The organism is Pseudomonas siliginis, from assembly GCF_024072275.1.
GTDB classification, from domain to species: Bacteria; Pseudomonadota; Gammaproteobacteria; order Pseudomonadales; family Pseudomonadaceae; genus Aquipseudomonas; species Aquipseudomonas siliginis.
Window position 1 is genome coordinate 4340676 of the sequence record NZ_CP099598.1, and the last position, 24802, is coordinate 4365477.

General features: G+C 61.5%; 22 protein-coding genes. 8 read left to right on the forward strand and 14 right to left on the reverse strand.

Annotated elements, in window-relative coordinates; genetic code table 11:
- The first annotated feature begins 240 nt into the window (after positions 1-240).
- Positions 241-990, forward strand: coding sequence for a response regulator (locus tag NF676_RS19970; protein ID WP_252887980.1), 750 nt, complete (start codon positions 241-243; stop codon positions 988-990).
- Positions 990-2072, forward strand: coding sequence for an ATP-binding protein (locus tag NF676_RS19975; RefSeq protein WP_252886653.1), 1083 nt, complete (start codon positions 990-992; stop codon positions 2070-2072). Before NF676_RS19970 ends, NF676_RS19975 begins: the two co-directional genes overlap by 1 nt.
- A 596-nt stretch (positions 2073-2668) precedes the next feature.
- Here NF676_RS19975 and NF676_RS19980 read toward each other — a convergent pair.
- The 9 genes from NF676_RS19980 to NF676_RS20020 all read right to left on the reverse strand — a co-directional run bounded on the left by NF676_RS19980 (position 2669) and on the right by NF676_RS20020 (position 10696).
- Positions 2669-3709, reverse strand: a complete 1041-nt coding sequence (locus tag NF676_RS19980) for an AI-2E family transporter (RefSeq protein ID WP_041479597.1) — start codon at positions 3707-3709, stop codon at positions 2669-2671.
- 69 nt (positions 3710-3778) lie between these two features.
- The gene (locus tag NF676_RS19985) at positions 3779-4585 is read right to left on the reverse strand and encodes a DUF4892 domain-containing protein (RefSeq protein WP_056788158.1); all 807 of its coding nucleotides are present in this window, start codon (positions 4583-4585) and stop codon (positions 3779-3781) included.
- 115 nt (positions 4586-4700) lie between these two features.
- On the reverse strand, positions 4701-5555 hold the full coding sequence (locus NF676_RS19990) for an alpha/beta hydrolase (protein WP_252886654.1): 855 nt from the start codon (positions 5553-5555) through the stop codon (positions 4701-4703).
- Complete coding sequence (locus NF676_RS19995; protein ID WP_252886655.1) at positions 5552-6358, reverse strand: alpha/beta fold hydrolase; 807 nt, start codon at positions 6356-6358, stop codon at positions 5552-5554. The genes NF676_RS19990 and NF676_RS19995 overlap by 4 nt, the downstream gene beginning before the upstream one ends.
- A 152-nt stretch (positions 6359-6510) precedes the next feature.
- Positions 6511-6954 carry a hotdog fold thioesterase gene (locus tag NF676_RS20000; protein WP_016773655.1) on the reverse strand — a complete coding sequence of 148 codons (444 nt, stop codon included), beginning with the start codon at positions 6952-6954 and terminating at the stop codon, positions 6511-6513.
- 31 nt (positions 6955-6985) lie between these two features.
- Positions 6986-8641, reverse strand: coding sequence for an AMP-binding protein (locus tag NF676_RS20005; RefSeq protein WP_252886656.1), 1656 nt, complete (start codon positions 8639-8641; stop codon positions 6986-6988).
- Positions 8642-8843: 202 nt separating this feature from the next.
- Complete coding sequence (sixA, locus tag NF676_RS20010) at positions 8844-9296, reverse strand: phosphohistidine phosphatase SixA (protein WP_252886657.1); 453 nt, start codon at positions 9294-9296, stop codon at positions 8844-8846.
- Positions 9293-9640 carry a DUF4389 domain-containing protein gene (locus NF676_RS20015; protein WP_122507621.1) on the reverse strand — a complete coding sequence of 116 codons (348 nt, stop codon included), beginning with the start codon at positions 9638-9640 and terminating at the stop codon, positions 9293-9295. The genes sixA and NF676_RS20015 overlap by 4 nt, the downstream gene beginning before the upstream one ends.
- Before the next feature lie 30 nt (positions 9641-9670).
- A complete protein-coding gene (locus NF676_RS20020; RefSeq protein ID WP_024013958.1) occupies positions 9671-10696 on the reverse strand; it encodes an NAD(P)H-dependent glycerol-3-phosphate dehydrogenase in 1026 nt (341 codons plus the stop codon).
- Positions 10697-10941: 245 nt separating this feature from the next.
- Here NF676_RS20020 and NF676_RS20025 point away from each other — a divergent pair, with 245 nt between their 5' ends.
- The 6 genes from NF676_RS20025 (at position 10942) to NF676_RS20050 (ending at position 18423) form a co-directional block, all read left to right on the forward strand.
- Positions 10942-13017: a TonB-dependent receptor plug domain-containing protein gene (locus NF676_RS20025; RefSeq protein WP_150743513.1), complete on the forward strand. Its 2076-nt coding sequence runs from the start codon at positions 10942-10944 to the stop codon at positions 13015-13017.
- 1 nt (position 13018) lies between these two features.
- Positions 13019-13951, forward strand: coding sequence for an ABC transporter substrate-binding protein (locus NF676_RS20030; RefSeq protein WP_252868108.1), 933 nt, complete (start codon positions 13019-13021; stop codon positions 13949-13951).
- On the forward strand, positions 13948-15852 hold the full coding sequence (locus tag NF676_RS20035) for an ATP-binding protein (protein ID WP_252886658.1): 1905 nt from the start codon (positions 13948-13950) through the stop codon (positions 15850-15852). Before NF676_RS20030 ends, NF676_RS20035 begins: the two co-directional genes overlap by 4 nt.
- Before the next feature lie 247 nt (positions 15853-16099).
- Entirely contained in the window at positions 16100-16615 is a 516-nt protein-coding gene (gene fabA, locus NF676_RS20040; protein ID WP_024013962.1) for a 3-hydroxyacyl-[acyl-carrier-protein] dehydratase FabA, read from the forward strand.
- An 11-nt stretch (positions 16616-16626) separates the two neighbouring features.
- The gene (gene fabB, locus NF676_RS20045; RefSeq protein WP_016773647.1) at positions 16627-17847 is read left to right on the forward strand and encodes a beta-ketoacyl-ACP synthase I; all 1221 of its coding nucleotides are present in this window, start codon (positions 16627-16629) and stop codon (positions 17845-17847) included.
- A 387-nt stretch (positions 17848-18234) separates the two neighbouring features.
- Complete coding sequence (locus NF676_RS20050) at positions 18235-18423, forward strand: hypothetical protein (RefSeq protein ID WP_095181590.1); 189 nt, start codon at positions 18235-18237, stop codon at positions 18421-18423.
- Positions 18424-18491: 68 nt separating this feature from the next.
- On the opposite strand, the gene NF676_RS20055 is transcribed toward NF676_RS20050, so the two are convergent.
- The 5 genes from NF676_RS20055 to cysM form a co-directional block, all read right to left on the reverse strand.
- Complete coding sequence (locus NF676_RS20055; protein ID WP_016773645.1) at positions 18492-19034, reverse strand: DUF2058 domain-containing protein; 543 nt, start codon at positions 19032-19034, stop codon at positions 18492-18494.
- 26 nt (positions 19035-19060) lie between these two features.
- Positions 19061-19894 carry a nucleoside triphosphate pyrophosphohydrolase gene (gene mazG, locus NF676_RS20060; protein ID WP_252886659.1) on the reverse strand — a complete coding sequence of 278 codons (834 nt, stop codon included), beginning with the start codon at positions 19892-19894 and terminating at the stop codon, positions 19061-19063.
- 133 nt (positions 19895-20027) lie between these two features.
- Positions 20028-22271: a GTP diphosphokinase gene (gene relA / locus NF676_RS20065; RefSeq protein WP_041479585.1), complete on the reverse strand. Its 2244-nt coding sequence runs from the start codon at positions 22269-22271 to the stop codon at positions 20028-20030.
- A gap of 101 nt (positions 22272-22372) precedes the next feature.
- Positions 22373-23749, reverse strand: a complete 1377-nt coding sequence (gene rlmD, locus NF676_RS20070) for a 23S rRNA (uracil(1939)-C(5))-methyltransferase RlmD (RefSeq protein ID WP_252886660.1) — start codon at positions 23747-23749, stop codon at positions 22373-22375.
- Entirely contained in the window at positions 23749-24651 is a 903-nt protein-coding gene (gene cysM / locus NF676_RS20075; RefSeq protein ID WP_041479583.1) for a cysteine synthase CysM, read from the reverse strand. Before cysM ends, rlmD begins: the two co-directional genes overlap by 1 nt.
- Positions 24652-24802: the final 151 nt, after the last annotated feature.

Here is a 24802-nt window from a genome sequence, read left to right on the forward strand (position 1 = left end):
AAAACGGCGCGCATTGTAGCGGAACCGGCGGCGGCGCGGCACCCGATGATCGGTAAATCGTCGCGCTGGCGGTTATCAGCTTAGCCCGCACGGCTATTGTGTCGACTTCGATACACAGCCGACACGCCGGCAACACCCACCCGGGTTAGCCTCGCCCTGCGCAATACGCCCTTACAACAGCACTTCCCGCCTCTCGGCCGGACGCCTATGCTGAAACCACCCCTGGTAGTGAACAGCCCCATGCACAACACCCCGACAACCATGACGGATGAAAGCAAAGACGACAAGCGCTGGAGCATCCGCGCGCTGATCGTCGATGATGACGTGCCGATCCGCGAGCTGATGATCGATTACCTCGCCCGTTTCAACATTCACGCCAGCGGCGTCACCGACGGCGCGGCGATGCGCCAGGCGCTGCAGGGCGAACATTTCGACGTCATCGTCCTCGACCTGATGCTGCCCGGCGAAGACGGCCTGTCGCTGTGTCGCTGGCTGCGCGCCGAATCGGACATCCCGATACTCATGCTCACCGCCCGCTGCGAACCCACCGACCGCATCATCGGCCTGGAACTGGGCGCCGACGATTACATGGCCAAGCCGTTCGAACCACGCGAACTGGTCGCCCGCATCCAGACCATCCTGCGCCGCGTGCGCGACGACCGCACTGACCAGCGCGCCAACATTCGCTTCGACAACTGGCGCCTCAACAGCGTCCTGCGCCAAGTGGTCGCCGACAACGGCCTGGTAGTGCCCTTGTCCAATGCCGAATTCCGCCTGCTCTGGGTCTTCATCGAACGCCCGCGCCGCGTGCTCAGCCGCGAACAACTGCTTGACGCCGCTCGCGGTCGCTCGATCGAAGCCTTCGACCGCAGCATCGACCTGCTGGTCTCGCGCTTGCGGCAAAAACTCGGCGACGACCCGAAAGCCCCGCAGTTGATCAAGACCGTGCGCGGCGAGGGTTACCTGTTCGACGCGCGGGACATCGGCTGATGAAGGCGCGCTTCGACACCCTGTTCGGTCGCCTGTTCGGGGTGCTGTTCGCGGCAATTGTCCTGGCGCACCTGCTGGCCTTCGCCTGGTTCAGGCTCTACGGCCCTCCTCCGCCCCCACCACCGCCCGAGTTCTCAGCGAACATCGACGGCCAACCGCCCATGCACGACGCCGCTTATCCACCGAGACAAGCGCGCCCATGGTTCGGTGGCCCGGTGGTGCCGCTGACCTTTCAATTCATCACGCTGATGATCGCCGCCTGGTACGGTGCCAAGCTGCTCACCCGGCCGATCCAGCGCCTGAGCGACGCCGCCGAGCGCCTGAGCGAAGACCTCGACAGCGCCCCCCTCGACGAATCCGGCCCGCGCGAAGCCCGGCAAGCGGCCCACACCTTCAACCTCATGCAACGGCGCATCCGCGAACAGGTCCAGCAACGCGCGCGCATGCTCGGCGCCGTCTCCCACGACCTGCGCACGCCACTGTCACGCCTGAAACTGCGTCTGGAAAACATCAGCGACGACAAACTGCAAAGCCAGATGCGCCAGGACCTGGACGACATGATCGGCATGCTCGACGCCACCCTCACCTATCTGCACGAACAACGCACCAGCGAAGCCTTGCAGTTGCTGGACGTGCAGGCGCTGGTCGAATCGCTGTGCGAAAACGCCCAGGACCAGGGCGCCGATGTACAGGTCAGCGGCCACTGCGCGCCTTTGCCAGTGCAACCGATGGCGCTGCGTTCGTGCATCAACAACCTGCTGGACAACGCCCTGCGCTACGCCGGACAGGCACGGATTGAACTGCTGGAACAGCGTGAAGAGCTGCTGATTCGGGTGATTGATCACGGACCGGGTATTGCTGAAGAACAGCGGGAAGCGGTTTTTGAGCCGTTCTATCGACTGGAGGGATCGCGTAATCGCAACTCCGGCGGCGTAGGGCTGGGCATGACCATCGCCCGCGAAGCCGCGCAGCGGTTGGGTGGACAATTGACGCTGGAAGACACACCGGGCGGCGGGTTGACCGCAATTGTTCGGTTGCCGCGGTGCTCGCTCCCACATTGGAGTGGTGTTCATCCGGGATAATGGGTTGGCTGTGAGGGCGCTATCGCTGGCAAGCCAGCTCCCACAGGGGATCGAGTGATCTCAGAGGGCGATGGGTTGGCAGTGAGGACGTCATCGCGAGCAGGCTCACTCCTACACTTGGACTGGGTACAACCTCAAGAAACAGGTCGGCTGTCAGGCCGCCTTCGCGAGCAGGCTCGCTCCCACAAAATCAAAAGCAAAAGCAAAGCAGCGCAGCTGCCCGCGGCGAAGCCGCCCCACTCAACAATGAGCGCAAGCTCGAGTACTCTTGATCTTGATCCACCGGCGACGTCGGAAGGCTGAGCGGAGGGATTGATCCGGGCGTGGGAGCGCAGCGACCGTCTGGCGCAGCCAGACACAGCGGAAGGAGGTGCAGCGAAGCAAACCGGAGCCGCTGCGCCCGGATCGATCCCGCAGCGAAGGAACCCGAGCATGCGAGGGCCGAACGCAGGAGCAAGCCTTTTGGGTTACCTTTTTGGCGTTTGAAAAAGGTGACCCGCCGTAAGGGCGGAACCCTAAGTCGCCGTTACCGCAGAAATGGATATTCACCCAAAACCCCAAGAGCCCGGTCGGCCCAAAGGCCGCCAAGCCCCCCCCTAGACCCGAGCCTGACTCTTACTCCAATCCGTCAAAAGACTATAAGCCACAGCCAACAACGTAGGCCCAATAAACAACCCGATAAAGCCAAACGCAATCAACCCGCCAAACACCCCGAGCAACACAATCACCAACGGCAGATTACCGCCACGGCTGATCAGATACGGCTTGAGCACGTTGTCCACGCCACTGATGATGAACGTCCCCCAGATCCCGAGAAACACCGCCATCCCGTACTCGCCCTTCCACGCCAACCACGCCGTGGCCGGCACCCACACCAGCGGTGGCCCCATCGGAATCAGACTCAGCAGAAACGTGACGATCCCCAGCACCAGCGCCCCGGGAACCCCGGCAATGAAAAAGCCGATCAACGCCAGCACTGCCTGCGCCGCCGCTGTACCAATCACACCGTTGACCACCCGCTGCACCGTACCGGCGACAAGTTCGATGTAATAGCCAGCACGATCACCAATCAAGCGCTGCAGCAGACTGTGCACAAACGCCGCCAGTCGCGGCCCGTCACGGTAGAAAAAGAACACGAACACCAGACTCAGCGTCAGCTCGAGAATCCCCCCGCCGATCTGCGCGCTGCGTGCCAGCAACCAGTTGCCGACCTGCCCCAGATACGGCTTGATCGAGACCATCAACGCCGCGCCCTGTTGATCGATGCTATCCCACATCGACACCAGCCGCTCACCAACCAAAGGCACGCTGCCAAGCCAGGTCGGTGCTTCCGGCAAACCGTCGACCTGCACATCCTTGATGAATGCCGTGGCATCGCGCACATGATCGGCGAGGTTGAAACCCAGCCACACCAGTGGCGCCGCCACCAGCAACATCCAGCCCAGTGTCAGGATCAACGCGGCCAGCGATTCGCGGCCATTGAGCCAGCGCGTGAGCAAACGCATCAGCGGCCAACTGGCAAACGCCAGCACCGCGCCCCAGAACAGCGCCGACCAGAACGGCGCCATCACCCAAAGGCTGGCACCAAACAACACCAGCAGCAGAATCTGCACCAGCAGGCGATCGTTATTGAGCATGGGAAGTCCCGGCAAAGTCAGTCAGCGAAAGAGTAGGCGAACACTGTGTGCGTGCTCGCCCGGCACAGCTTATCGCAACAAGTCGATGCGCAGGCCCGAGCCTTCGAGATTGCCGGCTTCCAGACGTGCCGCCCGTACGCCCTGATTGATCAGCGCCTGGCGCCAGGCTTCGGCCTTGGGCCCGGAAACCGTAACCCGCAAGGTCGTGTCGAGATTCAGACCACGGGAAATCAGGCGCAACCAGGTGGCATCCGGTTCATCGACCAGTTTCGGAAAATCCAGCTCGCCGGTGCTTTTCAACTGACGCAGCAGGGTCGCCGAGGTCGGCAGCAATTCGCCCAACGGCGCCGCAGCCTCGAATTGCTCGACATGCAGATAGGCTTTGCGATTGCCGCGAGTGATGCTGTAAAGCGCCACCAGCGTGTTGTCCTTTGGCGCCGCCAGCCTCAACAACAGATAAGCCTGTTGCTCGTCAGAGCCATACAGCTTGGCGTTGCCGAAGACCTCGTTGGCCCACAGGCTGCTTTCGCCGCAATCGCGGGCCTGGCACCAGAACAGCAATTCGGCATCCTGCTGTTGCAGGGCTTCGCGGGCGGCAGTAAAGGCTTCGGTGGCGGAATGTTCCGGCGGCAACTCGTAGGTCACCGAGGTAGTCTGGCCGCGGGCGGTGACCTGACCGTCGAACCGCAACTGGCCGCTGATCTTGCGGATCGAGCCCAGCGGGTAGATGCGCTCCAGCTCGGCCGCCGGGCGATAGTCGACGATCTGAGCATCGGCCAGACGCGGCACGATTTGCAGATCCTGGCTGCCCGGCACATCGGCAGCGAAGGACAAGGAGCTGAAGCAGCACAGCGCGAAGAGACTGAGTGACCGCATAGTCAGCCTCACCGGACGGTCATGGCTGGGCGGGTCGGGGTCGCAGCGGTATAGAAATCCATCGAGTTTGTCTCCCATTTCAACCCGCCCAGCCTCGACAGTTGCCCGCTGCAAGTCAAGGCATGGCGAAGAAGCGATTGAAACAGTCTGCTACAAGACCTGCGCCAGCCTCGTCATTCAGGTGCAAATGATGCCCGCCCGGCAACTGTTCGTGGCTGAAGGGTAGACGCTCCAGCAACTCAGGATGCCTGGCCAGCATGCCATCCGCCGCGACCACCAGACGCGCCGGGCAACTGACGCGCGAGGCAAACGCCATCGCCTGTTCTTCAGTAAGGCGCAGCGGCGATGGCAGAGTCAGGCGATTGTCGGTGCGCCAGGTGTAACCGCCGGGCACCGGCATCAACCCGCGCTGGGCCAACAGTTCAGCGGCTTCGCGACTGACCGCCACCAGGCCTTTCATCCGCGCCTCGATGGCACGCTCGAGGGTGGTGTAGACCGGTTTGCGCTTTTCCCGCAGATCAAGTTGCGCCTGCAGGGCCATGCCCATGCGTTCGGCAGCGTTTTCGCCCTTGTCTGTCGGAGGAATCACGCCGTCGATCAGCGCGAGATGGCTGATGCGCTCGGGCAGCGAACCGGCCAGCACCATCGAGACAATCGCGCCCATCGAATGCCCGAGCAGGCCGAAACGCTTCCAGCCCAGCTGCTCGGCGACTTGCAGTACATCATGGGCGTAGTCCCACAGCGCATAACCGGCGCCGCTTGGTCGATGAGCGGAATGACCGTGGCCGGCCATGTCCAGCGCGACGATGCGCAAGCCATCAAGCTTGGGCGCCAGCCGGGCGAAGCTATTGGCGTTGTCGAGCCAGCCGTGCAACGCGATCACCGGCAAGCCGTCCTCGGGGCCGAACAGATGAGCGGCCAACTCGATATGCGGCAGGTTCAGGCGCACTTCTTCGCAGGTCGGGCTCATGCGCAATCCTTGTTCTGCCGCTGTTCCCAACGCATGAACAGGCTCTTGAGCAATCGCGCCGTGTCCTGCGGGCGCTCCAGCGGAAACATGTGCCCGCCGGGCATGCTCAGCGCCTCGCCCTGGGGCAGGCGCGAGACGAAACGTGTGTGATGGCGCATGACCACCCGGCTCTTGTGCCCGCGCACGATGGCCAGCGGCACCTGCAACTGGCGGGTGCGCCCGGGACTGGTGTGCGGCACGCCGCGATAAATGCTGATTTCGGTGGCCGGGTCAAAACGCAGACGCAGCTTGTCGTCGACCTGATGCAAACCGTGTTGCAGGTAGGCATCGAAGCATTCCGGATCGAAGCCGCGAAACAGGGTTTTGCCGGAAAAGTAACTGCGTGCACTGTCGAGATCGGCGAATTCTTCACGCCGCCCGAGGGTGCGCCCGGCGGGTGTCAGCCGGTCGATGAAACCAAAGCGCTTGGCCGCGCGAATCACCCACTGATCGGTGCGGGTCAGCACCGGCGAGTCGAGCATGACCACGCCGCGATACAGCTTGGGACAACGCAACGCCGCATGCAGGTGCAGCAGACCGCCAAAGGAATGGCCGACGCCCCACACCGGCTGCTCTTGCTGCTCCAGGTGATGGATCAGTTCGTCGACGAGGTTGTACCAATTGTCGTCCGCCGGAAAACGCGGGTCATGGGCGTGCTGCTCCAGATGCGCGACCCGATACTCCGGCGCCAGCGCCGCAAACAACTTGCCATAGGTCCCCGAAGGGAAGCCGTTGGCGTGGGCGAAAAAGATCGGTTGCGACATGCGGGCAAATCCATGAGCGGGAATCGTGGCGTTGATTGTCCGCAAGACCCGGCGCCGCAGCAATGACCATAACTGCCAGAAATGGTGGTGGAGACGCTTCGCAAGCAAAAGACCACAACACCGAAGGCTGCGATCTTTTGATCTACAACCTGTCAACGCAGCGGCGGCTGTTCCCCCAGCGGCACCACCGCCATGGTCAGGCGCGACACGCAACTGGCCTTGCCTTCGTCGCTGGTCAAACGGATGTCCCAGACATGCGTGGTGCGGCCGATATGAATTGGCGTGGCCACCGCCGTCACCCTTCCGCTACGCAAGCCGCGCAAGTGGTTGGCGTTGATCTCCAGGCCGACGCAATAGAATTTGCTGGCATCGATGCACAGATAACTGGCCATCGAGCCGACGGTTTCCGCCAGCACCACCGATGCGCCGCCATGCAGCAGACCGTAAGGCTGGTGGGTGCGATGGTCGATGACCATGCTCGCGGTCAGCGACTGTTCGTCGAAGGCTTCGAAGCGAATATCCAGCACTTCGCCAATGGTGTTCTTCTGGATTGCGTTCAACTGTTCAATGTCGGGAGTAGTACGCCACAAGCTCATCGCAGACTTCCTTTGTTGTTGTAATCGACGCTCAATCCTGCCACAGCACTGCCTCGCTGCGCGCGCTCCATTCTTCGAAACGCTCGCCGTAGCGGTCTTCGATGACGTTGCGTTTGATTTTCAGGGTCGGCGTGAGGAAGCCGTTGTCCACCGCCCAACTGTCCTTGACCACTACCAGTCGGTGCAGGCGTTCGTGCTTGTCGAGGGCGGCGTTGACCTCCTCCAGCAATTTTTCCAGGCTCGCGTGCAGGCTGGCACGAGGCTCTTGCTGATTGACCGCCGACAGCACGCACAACCCCAGCGGTGCACTCAGGCCATCGCCCACCACGCATACTTGTTCGATGCGTGAATGCACGGCCAGACGGTTTTCGATCGGCGCCGGCGCGACGTATTTGCCCTTGCTGGTCTTGAAGATTTCCTTGAGTCGCCCGGTCAGGCGCAGGCGCCCTTCGCTGTCCTGCTCGCCCTTGTCGCCGGTACGCAGAAAGCCGTCTGCGGTCAGCGTCTCGGCGGTTTTCTGCGGTTCCTTGAAATAGCCGAGCATGTTGGCCTGACTGCGCACCTGCACCTCGCCGGCCTCATCGATGCGCACCTCGACTTCCGGGCACGGCTGGCCAATCCAGCCTTGCTTGTATCGCCCCGGCAGGCAGATATGCGAGTAACCGCAGCCCTCGGTCATGCCATAGACTTCCAGCACATCGAGGCCGAGTTTCTGATACCAGGCGAGCAAGGTCTGCGGTACCGGCGCGGCGCCGGACAACGCCACGCGCAAGGCATCCAGGCCAAGCCCGGCCAGCACTTTGTGGCCGACCCGCTTGCCGATGAAGGGCAGCCCGAGGAGAAAATCCAGGCGCTGCGCCGGGATCTTGCTGTAAACACCCATCTGGAATTTGGTCCAGATACGCGGCACGCCGAACATTGCCGTAGGCCGCGCGCGCTGCAGATCGGTGATGAAAGTCTCGAGGCTTTCGGCGAAGAACACGGTCTGCCCGGTATAGATCGAAGCCAACTCGACAAACATGCGCTCGGCAACGTGGCACAGCGGTAGATACGACAGCAGCCGATCGTTCTCGTTGAGCCCGAACAGCTGCGTGCCGCGACTGGTGGCGAAACCGAGATTGGCGAAACTGTGCATCACGCCTTTGGGCAGGCCGGTGGTGCCGGAGGTGTAGATGATCGTCGCCAACTGTTCGGCGGCGGGGCGTGGATCGTCCTGGATTGGCGAACAGCTCTGCAGGTCCGCCCAGCTGTAATCGAACTCGCCGGGCGGATGCAGCGGCAGGCTGATGGTCGGCAAACCCGTCGGCACGCCTTGCGCCATGCCTGCCCAATCATCGAGCTTACCGATGAACGCCAGCGCACTTTCCGAGTGAGTCAGCACTTGCGCAACGGATTCAGCGGTGAGATTGGGGTACAGCGGCACGGACACATGCCCGGCCATCCAGATCGCCAGATCGGCGATGATCCAGTGCGCGCAATTTTTCGAGATCAGCGCAATGTGGCTGCCGGGCGGCAGCTCCCGCGCGCGCAACCAGTGCGCCGCACAGCGGGCCTGATGGCCGACATCGGCCCACGTCAGCGTCTCCACCTGACCGCCGCCGATGGGTTGCACCAGAAAGCGCTGGCGCGGGTGCCGGGCTTCCCGTTCGTAGAACACGTCCAGCGGCAAACGGAAGGCGGCAGACATGCGACTCGCTCCTGTTTTTTGGTCTGGAGCAAGCGTAGTCAACCAAGCAAGTGCTTGGTTGGAATTTTCAAACAAATAATTTCATGGGTTGGCAGAAATCAATGTGGGAGCGAGCCTGCTCGCGAATGCAGTATGTCAGCCCCAAAAAGGGTGAATGACACGCCGCCTTCGCGAGCAGGCTCGCTCCCACAGGGATATGGCGTTAAGGGTGCTTGAGGCTATTGAGCTTCATCGAGCCAATCAGCAGTTCACTGTGCTCAAGCTCCGCCAGCCCCGCCGTACTCACCCGCTCCGGCGGATGCCCGGCGCCGTGCTGCAGATAGCTGAGCAGATTACCCACCAACGGGTTGTGGCTGACCAGCAGCACATTGCTCACCGACACCAATTGCTCGGCGACCTTGTCCGGATCGCTTTCCGGCGTCAGCCATTCGACCGTGCGAATCTCCGGCTCGAAACCCAATGCCTCGCGGACAATCTGCGCGGTCTGCTGCGCGCGCTGATAAGGGCTGGCGTAAATCGCCGTCAGCGGCTGGCCCATCAAATGCGCCGCGCTGCGCAGGACTTCGTTACGACCATGCTCGGTCAGCTCGCGCTCGGAATCGATTTTCGAGCCGTGAGGCACCGCCTCACCATGACGCAATACCCACAGTTTCATAGCTTGGGCTCCTCATCGCGCACCGGGTGCGCGGTCGGGGCGACGGTGTGCGGCGCTTCCCCTTCCGGGGTGCGCGGCGCTGGCCAGTCGGCGAACGGCCAGGGCTTCTGGTCACTGTGAAACGTGCCGAAGCGGCCGATCTGCGCGAGGAACTGGCTGAGGCTGTCGCCAAAATTCATCAGGCTGGCGCTCGGTGCGCCGTAGATCAGGCGGTAGATCAGTTGCACCAAGACCACCGCGCCGAGGATGAACTGCGCGACTTGCCAGACCAGCAGATAAACGATCATCCACAACACCCGCAGGAGGATGGATTCGTACTGGGTTTCGCTTTTCGAATCGTTCATGGCTTGCTTCCTGTCCGTGTAACAGCTGAATCAGTTGAAACCGCTGGTGGAAATAAAGTCGACGTCGGTTTTCGGCTCGGCACGCATCAGTAGACCGATCACCTGCTCCAGCGTGCGTCCCTCGAACAGGATCGCGTGCAGCCCGGCGACCAGCGGCATGTACACGCCGACTTCCTGGGACTTGGCCTTGAGCACTTTGAGGGTGTTGACCCCTTCGGCGACCTCGCCAAGACGCGACACCGCTTCGTCGAGGCTCAAGCCTTGACCGAGGGCGAAGCCGACCTGGTAGTTGCGGCTCTTGGGTGACGAACAGGTGACGATCAGATCGCCAACCCCGGCCAGACCAAGGAAGGTCATCGGGTTGGCGCCCTGATTCACGGCGAAGCGGGTCATCTCGGCCAAGGCGCGAGTGATCAGCATGCTCTTGGTGTTCTCGCCCATCTCCAGCGCCACCGCCATGCCGGCGATGATCGCGTAAACGTTCTTCAATGCCCCGCCCAGCTCGACACCGAACCGGTCGGCGCTGGCGTAGACGCGGAAGGTGCGCCCGTGCAGCGCGGCTTGCACCGCTTTGCACAGTTCTTCGTCTTCACTGGCGACCACCGTGGCGGTCAGTGCGTGCTCGGCGATTTCCCGCGCCAGGTTCGGACCGGACAACACGCCGATCCGCGCCTGCGGGGCGATCTCTTCGAGAATCTGGCTCATCAGCTTGAAGGTCTGCGCTTCGATGCCTTTGGTCAGGCTGACCAGCATCTTGCCGCTCAGGCGCTCGGCGTGGGCGGCGAGTACCGTGCGCAAGGCGCTGGATGGCAGCGCGACAAAGCACAGATCGCAGGCATCGAGAGTGGCTTGCAGGTCGGTGACAGCGGTCACCCCCGGGAGAATCTTGATGCCTTTGAGGTAACGCGGGTTTTCGCGATTGACCCGGATGGCCTCGGCCTGCTCGGGGTCACGCATCCACTGAAGGACTTGATGGCCGTTCTCGGCCAGCAGATTGGCCACGGCGGTACCAAAACTTCCGCCTCCCAGGACCGCAATCGGGCGCTGTTCAGTCATATGCAATCCGTTAATCCATACCAGTGGCGATGCCGGGCATTATACGGGGCGACCCGGTGGCGGCCAGCCCCAGCAACAATTACCGACATTTGTAGGAAGAAGACCAATAAAACCTAGGAAAATGCCTGCAACGTCACTGGAAAAGTCGCAGCCCTCGGTTAACATGCGCGCCAATTCTTCTCTCTGCAGGCTGTGTCGTGTTTTCTGGCCCTCCTTCCCCGCGCTCGCCCCTGTTACTCGCGCTGATGTTCAGCCCGCTGGTGCTGGCGGACGATCTGTTCGTCGACAGCCAGACGCTGCCGCCGGTGCTTACGGCCACGCGCCTGAAGCAGACCCCGGCCGAAGTACCGGGGAGCATGACCGTTCTCGACAGCGAATTGATCAGCGCCAGCGGCGCCCGCGACATCAGCGAATTGCTGCGACTGGTACCGGGAATGATGGTTGGCAGCATCAACGGCAATCAGCCAGCGGTGAACTACCACGGCACCAACGCCAGCGAAGCACGGCGCATGCAGGTGTTGATCGATGGCCGTTCGGTGTATCGCGCCGGGCTGGCGACGGTGGACTGGAGCGATATTCCGGTCGCGATGGAAGATATCGAGCGGATCGAGGTGTTTCGCGGTCCGAACACTGTCAGCTACGGCGCCAACGCATTGATGGCGGTGATCAACATCATCACTCGCCACCCGGCCGACAGCCACGGCACGCGCCTGAAGATCACCCGTGGCCAGCGTGGCATCAACGACTTTTATGCCAGCCAGGGCACCGGTTGGGATGGCGGCGATCTGCGCTTGTCGCTGTCCGGCCAGGAAGACGACGGTTTCGACAGCGACCGCAACGGCGCCGATTATCGCGACAGTCGGCGCTTGAACCGTCTGAGCTTGGCGGTCAGCCATGATCTCAATGAAGATCAAAGCCTCGACTGGCAGCTCAACGCCAAAGACGGCAGCAATCAGCGGCCTTATACCTACCGCCCGGTGTTCTCTGGGATTACCGACGCCGGGAACAATTCCGACGTGGTGGCCAAGGATTACGCCGGTTCGGTGCGCTGGAACCTCGACATCAATCCCGAACACAGCCTCTATGTGCAAGGTTCGGCGCAGCACTGGGATCGCCAGCAGGTCTGGCGCGCCTGCGATGCCGAAGTGTCGTTCAGCCCTGAACTGACGCAGCTGTGGCAGCTCAACCCGAATTACACCGAACGGCTGGCGCGCAACATCACCCGGTTCACCGGCCCCGGCGCGGCGCCCGGCACGCCGCAGGAAATGGCGCTGGCCAATCAAGTGCTCGAGCAATGGCGCAACGGCGCCAGCCAGACCTTGTGCGGCGATATCGACCAGAGCGCCCGCGAGTCGCGTTACGACCTCGAACTGCAGGACACCCTCAGCCTGGCAGACAGCCTGCGTCTGGTCAGCGGCCTGAATTACCGCTACGACCGCGCCGACTCCGAAACCTACTTCAACGGCACCCTCGACGACACCACCTGGCGCGCCTTCGGCCAACTGGAATGGCGCGCTACCGAGCACTGGCTGGTGCAGGGCGGGGCGATGTTCGAAGACACGCAACTGATCGGCAGTTCGCTGACCCCGCGCTTCGCGGTCAACTACCTGATCAACCCGCGTCACGGCCTGCGCGCGGTGTACTCGGAGGCGATCCGTTCACCGGACATGTTCGAGAACAACGTCAACTGGAGCTATCAGGTCAGCAACCTGCGACCCTCGGCCTATGGCCAGTCGTCGGCGCGTTATTTCGTCAAGACCCGCGGCCCCGGCGATCTCGATCAGGAACACATGCGCTCGCGGGAATTGGGCTACAACGGCTACTTCGCCGAGCTCGGACTGGCGGTCGACGTGAAGCTGTTCTACGACGAAATCACTGGGATGATCAGCGAGCCGCTGCGCAACAATCAGTACATCGCCAGCAATGCCAACAGCTCGCGCTTTCGCGGCACCGAAACGCAACTCGACTGGCGCCTCAATAGCGCCGACCGTTTGCGTTTGACCTACGCCTTCGTCGACGCCGAGGCGAGCAATCCGCTGGATCAGCAGTTGACCTCGCGCAACAGCGGTTCCGCCGGTTGGCTGCGCAACTGGGGGCATGGCTGGAACAGCGCCCTCTTCTATTACGGTGACAACGCGCTCAACGGCTATCGCTTCGAACGCGTCGACACGCGCATTGCCAAACGCATCGCCATTGGCAAAGCTCAGCTGCAATTGGCCGGCGTGCTGCAACAGCGCCTCGACCATCAGCCGAACACCTTCGTCGACAATAATTACGACGAACGCCGGGTAATGTATTTCAGTGCCGAGCTGGAGTTCTAGGATGCGCAACGGCCCGTCACGGAAGACGCCAACCCTTGGCCACTGGCTGGCGGGGCTCTGCCTGTTCTTGACCGCGTGGCTGCACGGGGTCGCGGTGCAAGCGGCGGATATTTTGTTGACCGGCGCCGAGGAAAGCCCCGGCGTGCAGGCTTTCGTACAAGCACTGAGTGAACTGCGCCCGACCGACAATGTGCGGTTCCAGCCGCTGGCCAGTTTGCCGGCACCGGGCAAACTGCCGGCCAGTCTGCGCTTGATTCTGCTCGACCTGCCCAGCCTCGACTGGCGCCTGCAAGACTCACAAGGCCCATCGACGCTGGTGTTGCGCATCAGCCGCTTGCAGGCGCGCCAGCGTTTCGCCGATGCCCAACCGGCGCGCCTGAGTCTGCTCTGGAGCGACCCACCGTTGAGCCGGCAATTGCAACTGATCCGGCGGATTCTGCCGCATGCCCGGCGGGTCGGTGTGCTGTTCGATGAACACGGCGAGTTCCTGCTCGACGAATTGCGCGTGGCTGCGCGGCCATTGAACCTGGAGATTGTCAGTCAGCGCTGGGACAACATTCACGATAGCCGTCCGCTGCAAGCGGTGTTGAAAAGCAGCGACGTCTTGCTCGGCCTCGACGATCCCGACCTGTACAACTCGCAGACGGCAAAAAACCTCTTGCTCAGCAGCTACTCGCGGCAGGTTGCGCTGATCGGCCCCAACATTGCATTCGTTCGCGCTGGCAGCCTCGCCAGTACCTACAGCGACCAGAGCGACTGGCTGGCGATTCTCGATCATTTGCTCGATCAGCCCACCAGCGCATGGCCGCGAACGCTTTACCCCGCTCGTTTCAAAGTCTCAAGTAATGCGCAGGTGGCTCGTTCCTTAGGCATCGAACCGCTGAATGAAGCATCTGTCGCCAGTGCCTTGGCCGAAGGAGAGCGCCGCCCATGAATTTCCGCCGCCGTTGGGACATCAACACCCGCACGCAGCTGATCAGCCTCGGCCCGGCGCTGCTGCTGACGTTGCTGTTGATCAGTTTCTTTACCTTCGTGCGCATTCAGGATTTGCGCCAGGAGCTGAACCACACTGGCCAACTGATCGCCAACCAACTCGCCCCGGCCACGGAATACGGGGTGATCTCCGGCAACAACGAAGTGCTGGAAAGCCTGCTCAAGGCGACACTCGCCACGCCCAACGTGCGCTTTCTCGAAGTGCAGGACAGCGCCAATCGGATCCTGGTGTACGTCGAACAACCGGCCGATAGCCACAGCCGCCCGCACCAGGTCGAAGTGTTCCAGGCACCAGTGCGTTTGCAACGAATCGCCTTGCACAACGATTTCTTCCAGGACGGCAAAGTCAGCAACAGCGCCGCCGGCGAGGATTATCTCGGGCGAGTGATCGTCGGGCTGTCCAATGACGCTTTCAGTCAGCGCCAGCAGGAGATCCTGTTCAAAGCCGGGGTTCTCGCGCTGTTCGCTCTGCTCTTCACCTTCGTCGTCGCCCGTCGTCTGGCCGGCAGTCTGTCGCAGCCGATCCGTGATATTGGCGATGCGGTCAAGGCGATTCAGGAAGGCGACTACAAAACCCCGCTGCCGATTGTCGACGACACCGAACTGGGCGCACTGTCGCAGCACATCAACAACCTCGCCCAAGCGCTGGAGCAGGCCAGTCGCGAACAGCAGCAAGCGATGGCGCAACTGATCCAGACCCGCGAAGAAGCGGAGAAGGCCAACAACGCCAAATCCGACTTTCTGGCGATGATGAGCCATGAACTGCGCACGCCCATGAACGGCGTGCTGGGCATGTTGCAGTTGCTTGAAACCACCGAGATGACCGAGGAGCAGGTCGAATACGCCGCGCTTGCTTCGGAGTCGACCGAGCACTTGCTCAAGGTCATCAATGACATTCTCGACTTCTCGCGAATCGAGCGTTCGGAGCTGGAGCTGGAGCACATCCCGTTCAATCTCGCCGAGCTGATCGGCGCCTGCGCGCAATCGTTCCAGCACAGCGCGGTGCAGCGAGGCCTGGCACTGAATCTGCGCATTCCCGACGACATGCGCGGCTTGCAGGTGCAGGGCGATCCGACGCGGATCCGGCAGATTCTGGTCAACCTGGTTGGCAATGCCTTGAAGTTCACCGAGCAGGGCCGGGTCAGCATCGAGGCGCAATGGCAGTCGCTGGACCATGAACTGCTGTGGTTCACCTGCTCGGTGCGTGACAGCGGCATCGGCATTTCTTCGGAAAGTCTGGAGCTGATGTTCAATGCCTTCCAGCAGGCCGACAGTTCGATCTCCCGTCGTTACGGTGGCACCGGGCTTGGTCTGCCGATCGCACGGACTCTGGCCGAACGCATGGGCGGTACGTTGCGCGCGCAGAGTGAGGAAGGACGCGGTTCGGTATTCACTCTGGAAATTCCATTGGCGCTATATAAGCAGGCAATGCCAGCGCTGGCCGCGCCGCGAGCGCCGAACGGTAGTGGTCAGGGTGAAGGACGCCATGTGTTGCTGGTCGAAGACAACCCGGTCAACCAGACCGTGATCGAAGCGATGCTGCGCAGTCTGGGTTTTGCCGTCAGTGTGGCAACCGATGGCGCGCAGGCGGTGCGCAGTGCCGAGGGCAGCGAGTTCGAAGTGATTTTGATGGACTGCCGGCTGCCGATCATCGACGGCTACGAGGCCACACGGCAGATCCGCGACCTGCCCGGACGCCGCGATGTGCCGATCATCGCGCTGACCGCCAACGCCTTGCAGGGCGATCGCGAAACCTGTCTGGCAGCGGGGATGAACGATTACCTGGCCAAGCCGTTCAAACGCAATGACCTGCAGCAGATTTTGCAGCGCTGGGTGTCGTAGTGTGGGCCTTTCGACCATCTGCGACTGGCGTGAAAAGCGAAAGTGCGGCAGTCTTAGGCACCCGAACGAGCCCCAAAAGGGGCTTGATTAAAAATTTCAGTGCACAAGTGTACATTCATGTCCTTGGTGCTGTGACTTTCACCACAACGCAATAGTCTATGAGTAGGCTGCCGGTTCGAGGCATGAATGCCTTGAACGGTCGGGAAGATCTGCCCCACCTGCCGCATGGGATTATTGAGGAGCTCGCATGACCAAACAAAACGCCTTTACTCGGGAAGACCTGCTGCGCTGCAGTCGCGGTGAGCTGTTCGGCCCAGGTAACGCGCAACTGCCCGCCCCGAATATGCTGATGGTGGATCGCATCACCCATATCAGCGAAGAAGGCGGCAAGTACGGCAAAGGTGAATTGGTCGCCGAGCTGGATATCAACCCTGACCTGTGGTTCTTCGCCTGCCATTTCGAAGGCGATCCGGTGATGCCGGGCTGCCTGGGTCTGGATGCCATGTGGCAACTGGTCGGCTTCTTCCTGGGCTGGCAAGGCCTGCCGGGCCGCGGTCGTGCGCTGGGTTCGGGCGAGGTGAAATTCTTCGGTCAGGTGCTGCCGACCGCCAAGAAAGTCACTTACAACATTCATATCAAACGCGTCCTCAAGGGCAAGCTGAACATGGCCATCGCCGATGGTTCGGTCAGTGTCGACGGACGCGAAATCTACACCGCCGAAGGCCTGCGCGTCGGCGTGTTCACCTCCACTGACAACTTCTAAGGGTTATTCGCATGCGCCGCGTCGTTATCACTGGTCTGGGCATCGTTTCGTGCCTGGGCAATGACAAAGAGACCGTCTCCGCTAACCTGCGTGCAAGCCGCCCTGGCATCCGGTTCAACCCGGAATATGCTGAAATGGGTCTGCGTAGCCAGGTTTCCGGCTCCATCGACCTCAACCTTGAAGAGCTGATCGATCGCAAGATCTATCGCTTCGTCGGTCATGCAGCGGCTTACGCCTACCTGGCCATGAAAGACGCCATCACTGACTCCGGCCTGACCGAAGAGCAAGTGTCCAACCCGCGTACTGGCCTGATCGCTGGTTCCGGTGGTGCTTCCACGCTGAACCAGATGGAAGCGCTGGACATCCTGCGCGAGAAAGGCGTGAAGCGCGTTGGCCCGTACCGTGTAACGCGGACCATGAGCAGCACCGTTTCCGCTTGCCTGGCCACGCCATTCAAGATCAAGGGCCTGAACTACTCCATCGCTTCTGCCTGCGCCACCAGTGCTCACTGCATCGGTACCGCCATGGAACAGATCCAGATGGGCAAGCAGGACATCGTCTTCGCCGGTGGCGGTGAAGAAGAGCACTGGAGCCAGTCGTTCCTGTTCGACGCGATGGGCGCCCTGTCCAGCAAGCGTAACGACACCCCGGAACAAGCTTCCCGCGCCTACGACAAGGACCGCGACGGTTTCGTCATCGCTGGCGGCGGCGGCATGGTTGTCGTTGAAGAGCTGGAACACGCTCTGGCCCGTGGCGCGAAGATCTACGCCGAGATCGTTGGCTACGGCGCAACGTCCGATGGCTACGACATGGTTGCCCCGAGCGGCGAAGGCGCGATCCGCTGCATGCAGCAGGCGCTGTCCACCGTCGACACCCCGATCGACTACCTGAACACCCACGGCACTTCGACTCCGGTCGGCGACGTTGCGGAAATGAAAGGTGTGCGTGAAGTGTTCGGCGACAAGGCTCCAGCGATCAGCTCGACCAAGAGCCTGTCCGGTCACTCCCTGGGCGCCGCCGGCGTGCACGAAGCGATCTACTGCATGCTGATGATGGAAGGCAACTTCATCGCCGGCTCCGCCAACATCGACGAGCTCGACCCGGAAGTGGCCGATCTGCCGGTGCTGACCAAGACCCGCGAGAACGCCACCATCAACACCGTGATGAGCAACAGCTTCGGCTTCGGCGGCACCAACGCCACGCTGGTACTGAAGCGCTGGGAAGGCAAGTAATTCCCCGCTGCTGAGCCACACCTGAAAACGCCCCGACTGGTTCGGGGCGTTTTTTTTGCCTGAAAATTAGCTAGGACACCGCTGATCTCTGTGGGAGCTGGCTTGCCAGCGATAGCGGAGTGTCAGGCAACGGAGATGTTTGCTGTGCCGACGTCATCGCTGGCAAGCCAGCTCCCACAGGGTTTCAGGGTGTTCTGGAGATGAAACTTCTGTCATGAAACTTACTACCCTGCGACCGAATGTCGCGGTTTACGCGGCCTGCAGCTTTGTTGCGAAATTCGCAACAACACCTTGCGCCAATTGGCGGTTTACTTAGCTGGCTACCAAATCCTATAACAGAGTCCTGCACATGCCTTGGTGCAGTAACTTGAGATCTGGAGCTAGCAGATGACTGTAAAAGTAACTGAACGCGACGATTCACACATGTCCCACGAAGGCCTGGCCGCCGGCATCCGTATCTGGGATGTGCATCAACAAGGCTTGCTGGTCGGCATGTTCCACAACGAGATCGATGCCCACAACTACAAGGCTGAACTGGAAGTGCAGGAACAGCAAAGAGAACTGAAGTCCGCCTGAAACAACACAGCATTTGAAAACGACAAACCCCGCCATGAGCGGGGTTCGTCGTTTTTACAGCCGTGGATTTACCACATCAGATCATCAGGGATCTGGTACGCCGCGTACGGATCGTCCTCAGCGTTGACCTCTTCGGTCTGCACGTTGAGCTGGACGATGCGCTGCGGGTCGCGCTCCTGGATCTTCAGCGCCGCTTCACGGGGGATCACTTCATAGCCGCCGTTGTGGTGCACGATCGCCAACGAACCGCTGCTGAGCTTGTTGCGCATCAGCGTGTTGACCGAGATGCGCTTGACCTTCTTGTCGTCGACGAAGTTGTAGTAGTCCTCGGTGGTCAGCTTGGGCAGACGCGAGACTTCGATCAACTGCTTGACCTGCGCAGCGCGGGCCTTGGCCTCGGCCTTCTCCTGCTGCTGACGGTTCAGTTCCTGGTCGCGCTTGACCTTCTCGGCCATGGCTTCCTGGGCGGCGCGCTGCTGCGAATCGTCCAGCTCGGCCTGGCCTTTGTGGGCCAGGCGCTGTTGCTTCTGCTTGTCTTTGCTGACCTGCTTGGCCTGCTTTTGGTTGACCAGGCCTGCTTTGAGCAACTGGTCGCGAAGGGAAAGGCTCATCAATGCTTACTCACTTGGGCAACGGCTCAGCCGCAGCTGGGCTCATTCTTTTCCTGGCGTTTGGCTTCGCCCCACAGGGCGTCCAACTCTTCGAGGGTGCAATCTTCCATGGGACGGTGGGTGTCGCGCAATGCCTGTTCGATAAAACGGAAACGTCTTTCAAACTTGCCGTTGGCGCCGCGCAAGGCGGTTTCCGGATCGACCTTCAGATGCCGGGCCAGATTGACCACGGAAAACAGCAGATCGCCGATCTCGTCGGCCACCGCCACCGGATCGTTTTCGGACATGGCTTCGAGCACTTCATCGAGCTCTTCGCGAACCTTGTCGAGCACCGGCAAAGCGTCCGGCCAGTCGAAACCGACCTGCCCGGCGCGTTTTTGCAACTTGGCTGAGCGCGACAGTGCCGGTAAGGTGGCCGGCACGTCGTCGAGCAAGGACAACTGCTCGGGCGCGGAGGCTTTCTCGGCACGCTCTTCGGCCTTGATCTCTTCCCAGCGCTGCTTGACCTGCTCCTCGCTCAAGCGCGGCACGTCGAGCGGCGCGTACAGATCGACCGTCGGGAACACATGCGGATGACGACGGATCAGTTTACGCGTGATGCTATCGATCACCCCGGCGAATTCGAACCGCCCCTCTTCCTTGGCCAACTGGCTGTAATACACCACCTGAAACAACAGATCGCCCAACTCGCCTTGCAAATGGTCGAGATCGCCACGCTCGATGGCATCGGCCACTTCATAGGCTTCTTCGAGGGTGTGCGGGACGATGGTCGCGTAGGTTTGCTTGATGTCCCACGGACAACCGAACTGCGGATCGCGCAGACGGCTCATCAAATGGAGCAGGTCTTCGAGGCTGTACATCATTTTTCTGTCTCACCACAAAACCATTGTGGGAGCGAGCCTGCTCGCGAAAGCGCTGTGTCTGCAACAAAGATGTCGACTGACACGCCCTCTTCGCGAGCAGGCTCGCTCCCACAGGGAACAATCAATTGCATCACGGGGTACGGTTACGCCGTGTTTCGATGATGTTCGGCAATTGCGAAATCCGCCCCAGCAGCCGCCCCAGCGCATCCAGACCGGGGATCTCGATGGTCAGCGACATCAGCGCGGTGTTGTCTTCCTTGTTCGAGCGGGTGTTGACCGCCAGCACGTTGATGCGCTCGTTGAGCAGCACCTGCGAGACGTCACGCAGCAGCCCGGAACGGTCGTAGGCGCGGATGATGATGTCCACCGGATAGGTGAGCACCGGCACCGGCCCCCAGCTGACCTGGATGATCCGCTCCGGCTCGCGCCCGCCCAGTTGCAGCACCGAGGCGCAGTCCTGGCGGTGAATACTCACACCACGGCCCTGGGTGATGTAACCGACAATCGCATCGCCCGGCAGTGGCTGGCAGCAACCGGCCATTTGCGTCATCAGGTTGCCGACGCCCTGGATCTGGATATCGCCGCGCTTGCCCGGCTTGTAACCGGTCGCCTTGCGCGGGATCAGCTCCAGTTGCTCGTTGCCGCGCTCCGGTTCGACCAATTGCTGCGCAAGGTTGACCAGATGCGCCTGACGCAGGTCGCCGGCACCGAGGGCGGCGAACATGTCTTCGGCGGTTTTCATGTTGGCCTTTTCGGCCAGCTTGTCGAAATCCACCGCCGGCAGGCCGAGGCGATTGAGTTCGCGCTCGATCAGGGTTTTACCGGCCGCAACGTTCTGATCGCGAGCCTGCAGCTTGAACCAGTGAACGATCTTCGCCCGCGCGCGCGAGGTGGTGACGTAACCGAGGTTCGGGTTCAGCCAGTCGCGGCTCGGCGTGCCGTGCTTGCTGGTGATGATCTCGACCTGCTCGCCGGTCTGCAGGCTGTAGTTCAACGGCACGATACGCCCGTTGATCTTCGCGCCCCGGCAGTTGTGGCCGATTTCGGTGTGCACCCGATAGGCGAAATCCAGCGGCGTCGCGCCTTTCGGCAAGTCGATGGCGTGTCCGTCGGGAGTGAAGATGTAAACGCGATCAGGCTCGATGTCGACGCGCAACTGTTCGGCCAGACCGCCGATATCGCCCAGCTCTTCATGCCATTCGAGCACCTGACGCAGCCAGGAAATTTTCTCTTCGTAATGGTTCGAGCCGGATTTGACGTCGGTGCCCTTGTAGCGCCAGTGCGCGCAGACGCCAAGTTCGGCTTCTTCGTGCATGGAGTGGGTGCGGATCTGCACCTCGAGGACCTTGCCTTCCGGGCCGATCACCGCCGTGTGCAGCGAGCGGTAGCCGTTCTCTTTCGGGTTGGCGATGTAGTCGTCGAATTCTTTCGGGATGTGCCGCCACAGGGTGTGGACGATACCGAGCGCGGTGTAGCAGTCGCGCATTTCCGGCACCAGCACGCGCACGGCGCGAACGTCGTAGATCTGGCTGAATTCCAGACCCTTGCGCTGCATTTTGCGCCAGATCGAGTAGATGTGTTTCGCCCGGCCGCTGATGTCGGCATCGACACCAGTGGCCTGCAGTTCGTCCTTGAGCTGGGTCATCACATCGCTGATGAAGCGCTCGCGATCCAGCCGCCGCTCGTGGAGCAACTTGGCGATCTGTTTGTATTGATCGGGTTCCAGATAACGGAAGGACAGGTCCTCCAGTTCCCATTTGATGTGACCGATGCCGAGGCGATGCGCCAGTGGCGCATAGATGTCGAAGACTTCGCGAGCGACGCGGTTGCGCTTTTCATCGTCGGCGGTTTTCACCGCACGGATGGCGCAGGTGCGTTCGGCCAGTTTGATCAGCGCAACGCGCACGTCATCGACCATGGCCACGAGCATCTTGCGCAGGTTTTCGACCTGCCCTTGGGTGCCCATGACCATCGATTGCCGTGGGCTGAGACTGGCGCTGATGGCCGCCATGCGCTGCACGCCGTCGATCAGCTTGGCCACCACCGGACCGAAGCGCTGGCCGATGGCCGCCAGCTCGATCTGGCCTTCGCGCACGCCGCGATACAAAACGGCTGCGACCAGCGAATCCTGGTCGAGCTTGAGGTCGGCGAGGATCTCGGCGATCTCAAGGCCAGTGCTGAAACTGCCGGAGCCTTCGGCCCACAGATTCTTCTTCGCATTGGACTGCTGTTCGGCCTCGCGAGCGAACTCGCAGGCTTCTTTCAAGGCCTCGCGATCCAGTGCCAGATCGACACTGACCGCGTGATCGAGCCAGGCCTCGAGATTGATACTGCCGTCGGTGTTGATCGGCTGGTGTGCTCTCACCTGTACCATGCTGCTTTACCTTCCCTACGACGCAGATTCAATGCGTCAAATCGCTGATCCTCAGTGTCCGTTCGCGCTCGCGGGGCTCAGGCGAGCGCTGCGCGGACAGATCAGACGGATTCAGACGAGCCGTCCTGGCTCGCTTCAAATAACGCCATGGCCTCGACATGTGCCGTCTGAGGAAACATATCGAGAATCCCGGCACGTTTTAACCGGTAGCCCTGCTTGATCAATTCCTGCGTGTCGCGCGCCAGCGTGGCCGGGTTGCACGACACATATACCAACCGCTTGGCACCCAGGGTCGCGAGCTTGCGCACCACCTCGAAAGCACCGTCACGCGGTGGGTCCAAGAGTACCGCAGAAAAGCCGTTTCCGATCCACTGGGCATCGCTCAAAGGCTGGGATAAATCGGCTTGAAAAAACTTTGTGTTATGCAAATTGTTACTGACGGCGTTGGCAGCGGCCCGCTCGACCATGGTCTGCACACCCTCCACCGCCACCACTTCACGGACGCTTTTGGCCAGCGGTAGCGCAAAATTTCCCAACCCGCAAAACAGGTCGAGCACACGTTCTTCAGCCGTCGGTTTAAGCCAGTCCAGCGCCTGAGCGATCATCGCTTCGTTGACCCCGGCGTTGACCTGAACGAAGTCACCCGGCCGGTACGCCAGCTCGAGATCCCACTGTTCCAGGCGATAGCCGAGGCTCTGACCGGCTTCGACCGGTTGCGGTTCACCTTCGCCATGCAGCCACAACTGCGCTTCATGGAACTGGCAGAAATCCTTGAGAATGGTCAGATCCGCTTCGGACAACGGCGCCATGTGTCGCAGCAATAGCGCCAGAGATGAGCCGCTGAACAACTCGACATGGCCCAGCGCCTGCGGTTTGCTCAAGCGCCGCAGCATCTCTGGCAAGCGGGTCATGATCGGTTGCAAGGGCTGTACCAGCACCGGGCATTCGCTGATCGCGACGATGTCCTGACTGCCGGCAGCGCGGAAACCCACTTCGAGTTTTTTTGCCTTCATGTCCCAGCGCACGGCGATGCGCGCGCGCCGACGGTAACCGAATTCCGGGCCGGTCAGCGGCGCCGCCCACTCTTCCGGTTCGACACCGGCCACCCGCGACAATTGCTCGGCGAGCATGCGCTGTTTCAGGGCAAGCTGTTCGTCGTGGGGCAAGTGCTGAACGCTGCAACCGCCACAGCGGCCGAAGTGTGGGCATGCTGCCGGGCGCCGCACGTCGCTGGCCGTGAACACGCGCTCGGTACGCGCCTCGACCACTTTGCCGTGGGCGCCGAGCACCCGTGCTTCGACCTCTTCACCGGCAAGGGCGCCGAGGACGAACCAGGTTTTGCCTTCGAAAAACGCGATACCGCGACCGTCATTGGCCAGGCGCTCGATACTCAAGCGCTGCTTTTTACCGGTCGGGATCTGTGGCGCCTTGCTCCCGCCGGTGGGCTGGAAGCGCAGGCCTCGTTCGTGCTTGGCCATCAGTTCGGCGCGTCGAAAATGCCGGTCGACAGATAACGGTCGCCACGGTCGCAGATGATCGCAACGATCACCGCGTTTTCAACTTCTCTGGACAGGCGCAGCATCGCTGCCACCGCACCGCCCGAGGACACGCCGCAGAAGATGCCTTCTTCGCGGGCCAGACGCCGGGTAACGTCTTCGGCTTCGCTTTGCGCCATATCGACGATGCGATCGACGCGGTCAGCCTGGTAAATCTTCGGCAGGTATTCCTGCGGCCAGCGGCGGATGCCGGGAATGGCCGAGCCTTCCATCGGTTGCAGGCCGACGATCTGTACGCTGTCGCTCTGTTCTTTGAGGTAGCGCGACACGCCCATGATGGTCCCGGTGGTGCCCATCGAACTGACGAAATGGGTGATGCTGCCCTGGGTCTGACGCCAGATTTCCGGGCCGGTGGTGGTGTAGTGCGCTTCCGGGTTATCGCCATTGGCGAACTGATCGAGCACCTTGCCACGGCCTTCGGCTTCCATACGCTGGGCCAGATCGCGTGCGCCTTCCATGCCCTCTTCCTGAGTCACCAGGATAAGCTCGGCACCGTAAGCGGTCATCGCCGCTTTGCGCTCGGCGCTGGAGTTGTCCGGCATGATCAGGATCATCTTGTAACCCTTGATCGCAGCGGCCATCGCCAGCGCGATACCGGTATTGCCGGAGGTCGCCTCGATCAGCGTATCGCCGGGATTGATCTGCCCGCGCAACTCGGCGCGAGTGATCATCGACAACGCCGGGCGGTCCTTGACCGAACCCGCCGGGTTGTTCCCTTCGAGCTTGAGCAAAAGGGTGTTGCTGGTGGCGCCGGGCAGGCGCTGCAAACGCACCAGCGGCGTGTTGCCGACGCAATCGGCGATGGTTGGGTACTGCAGGGTCATGGCGTATTCGCAATCCAGACGTGCGGGGGCGCCTATCATACCGGCAAACCCGCGCAGGCCATATCACGCAAAGTGCGGTGCTTATGGTTTATGGGAATAAGCAAATAAAAGTCGCGCCAGTGGTGCGACTTTTATTTGAGTAACACTCAGT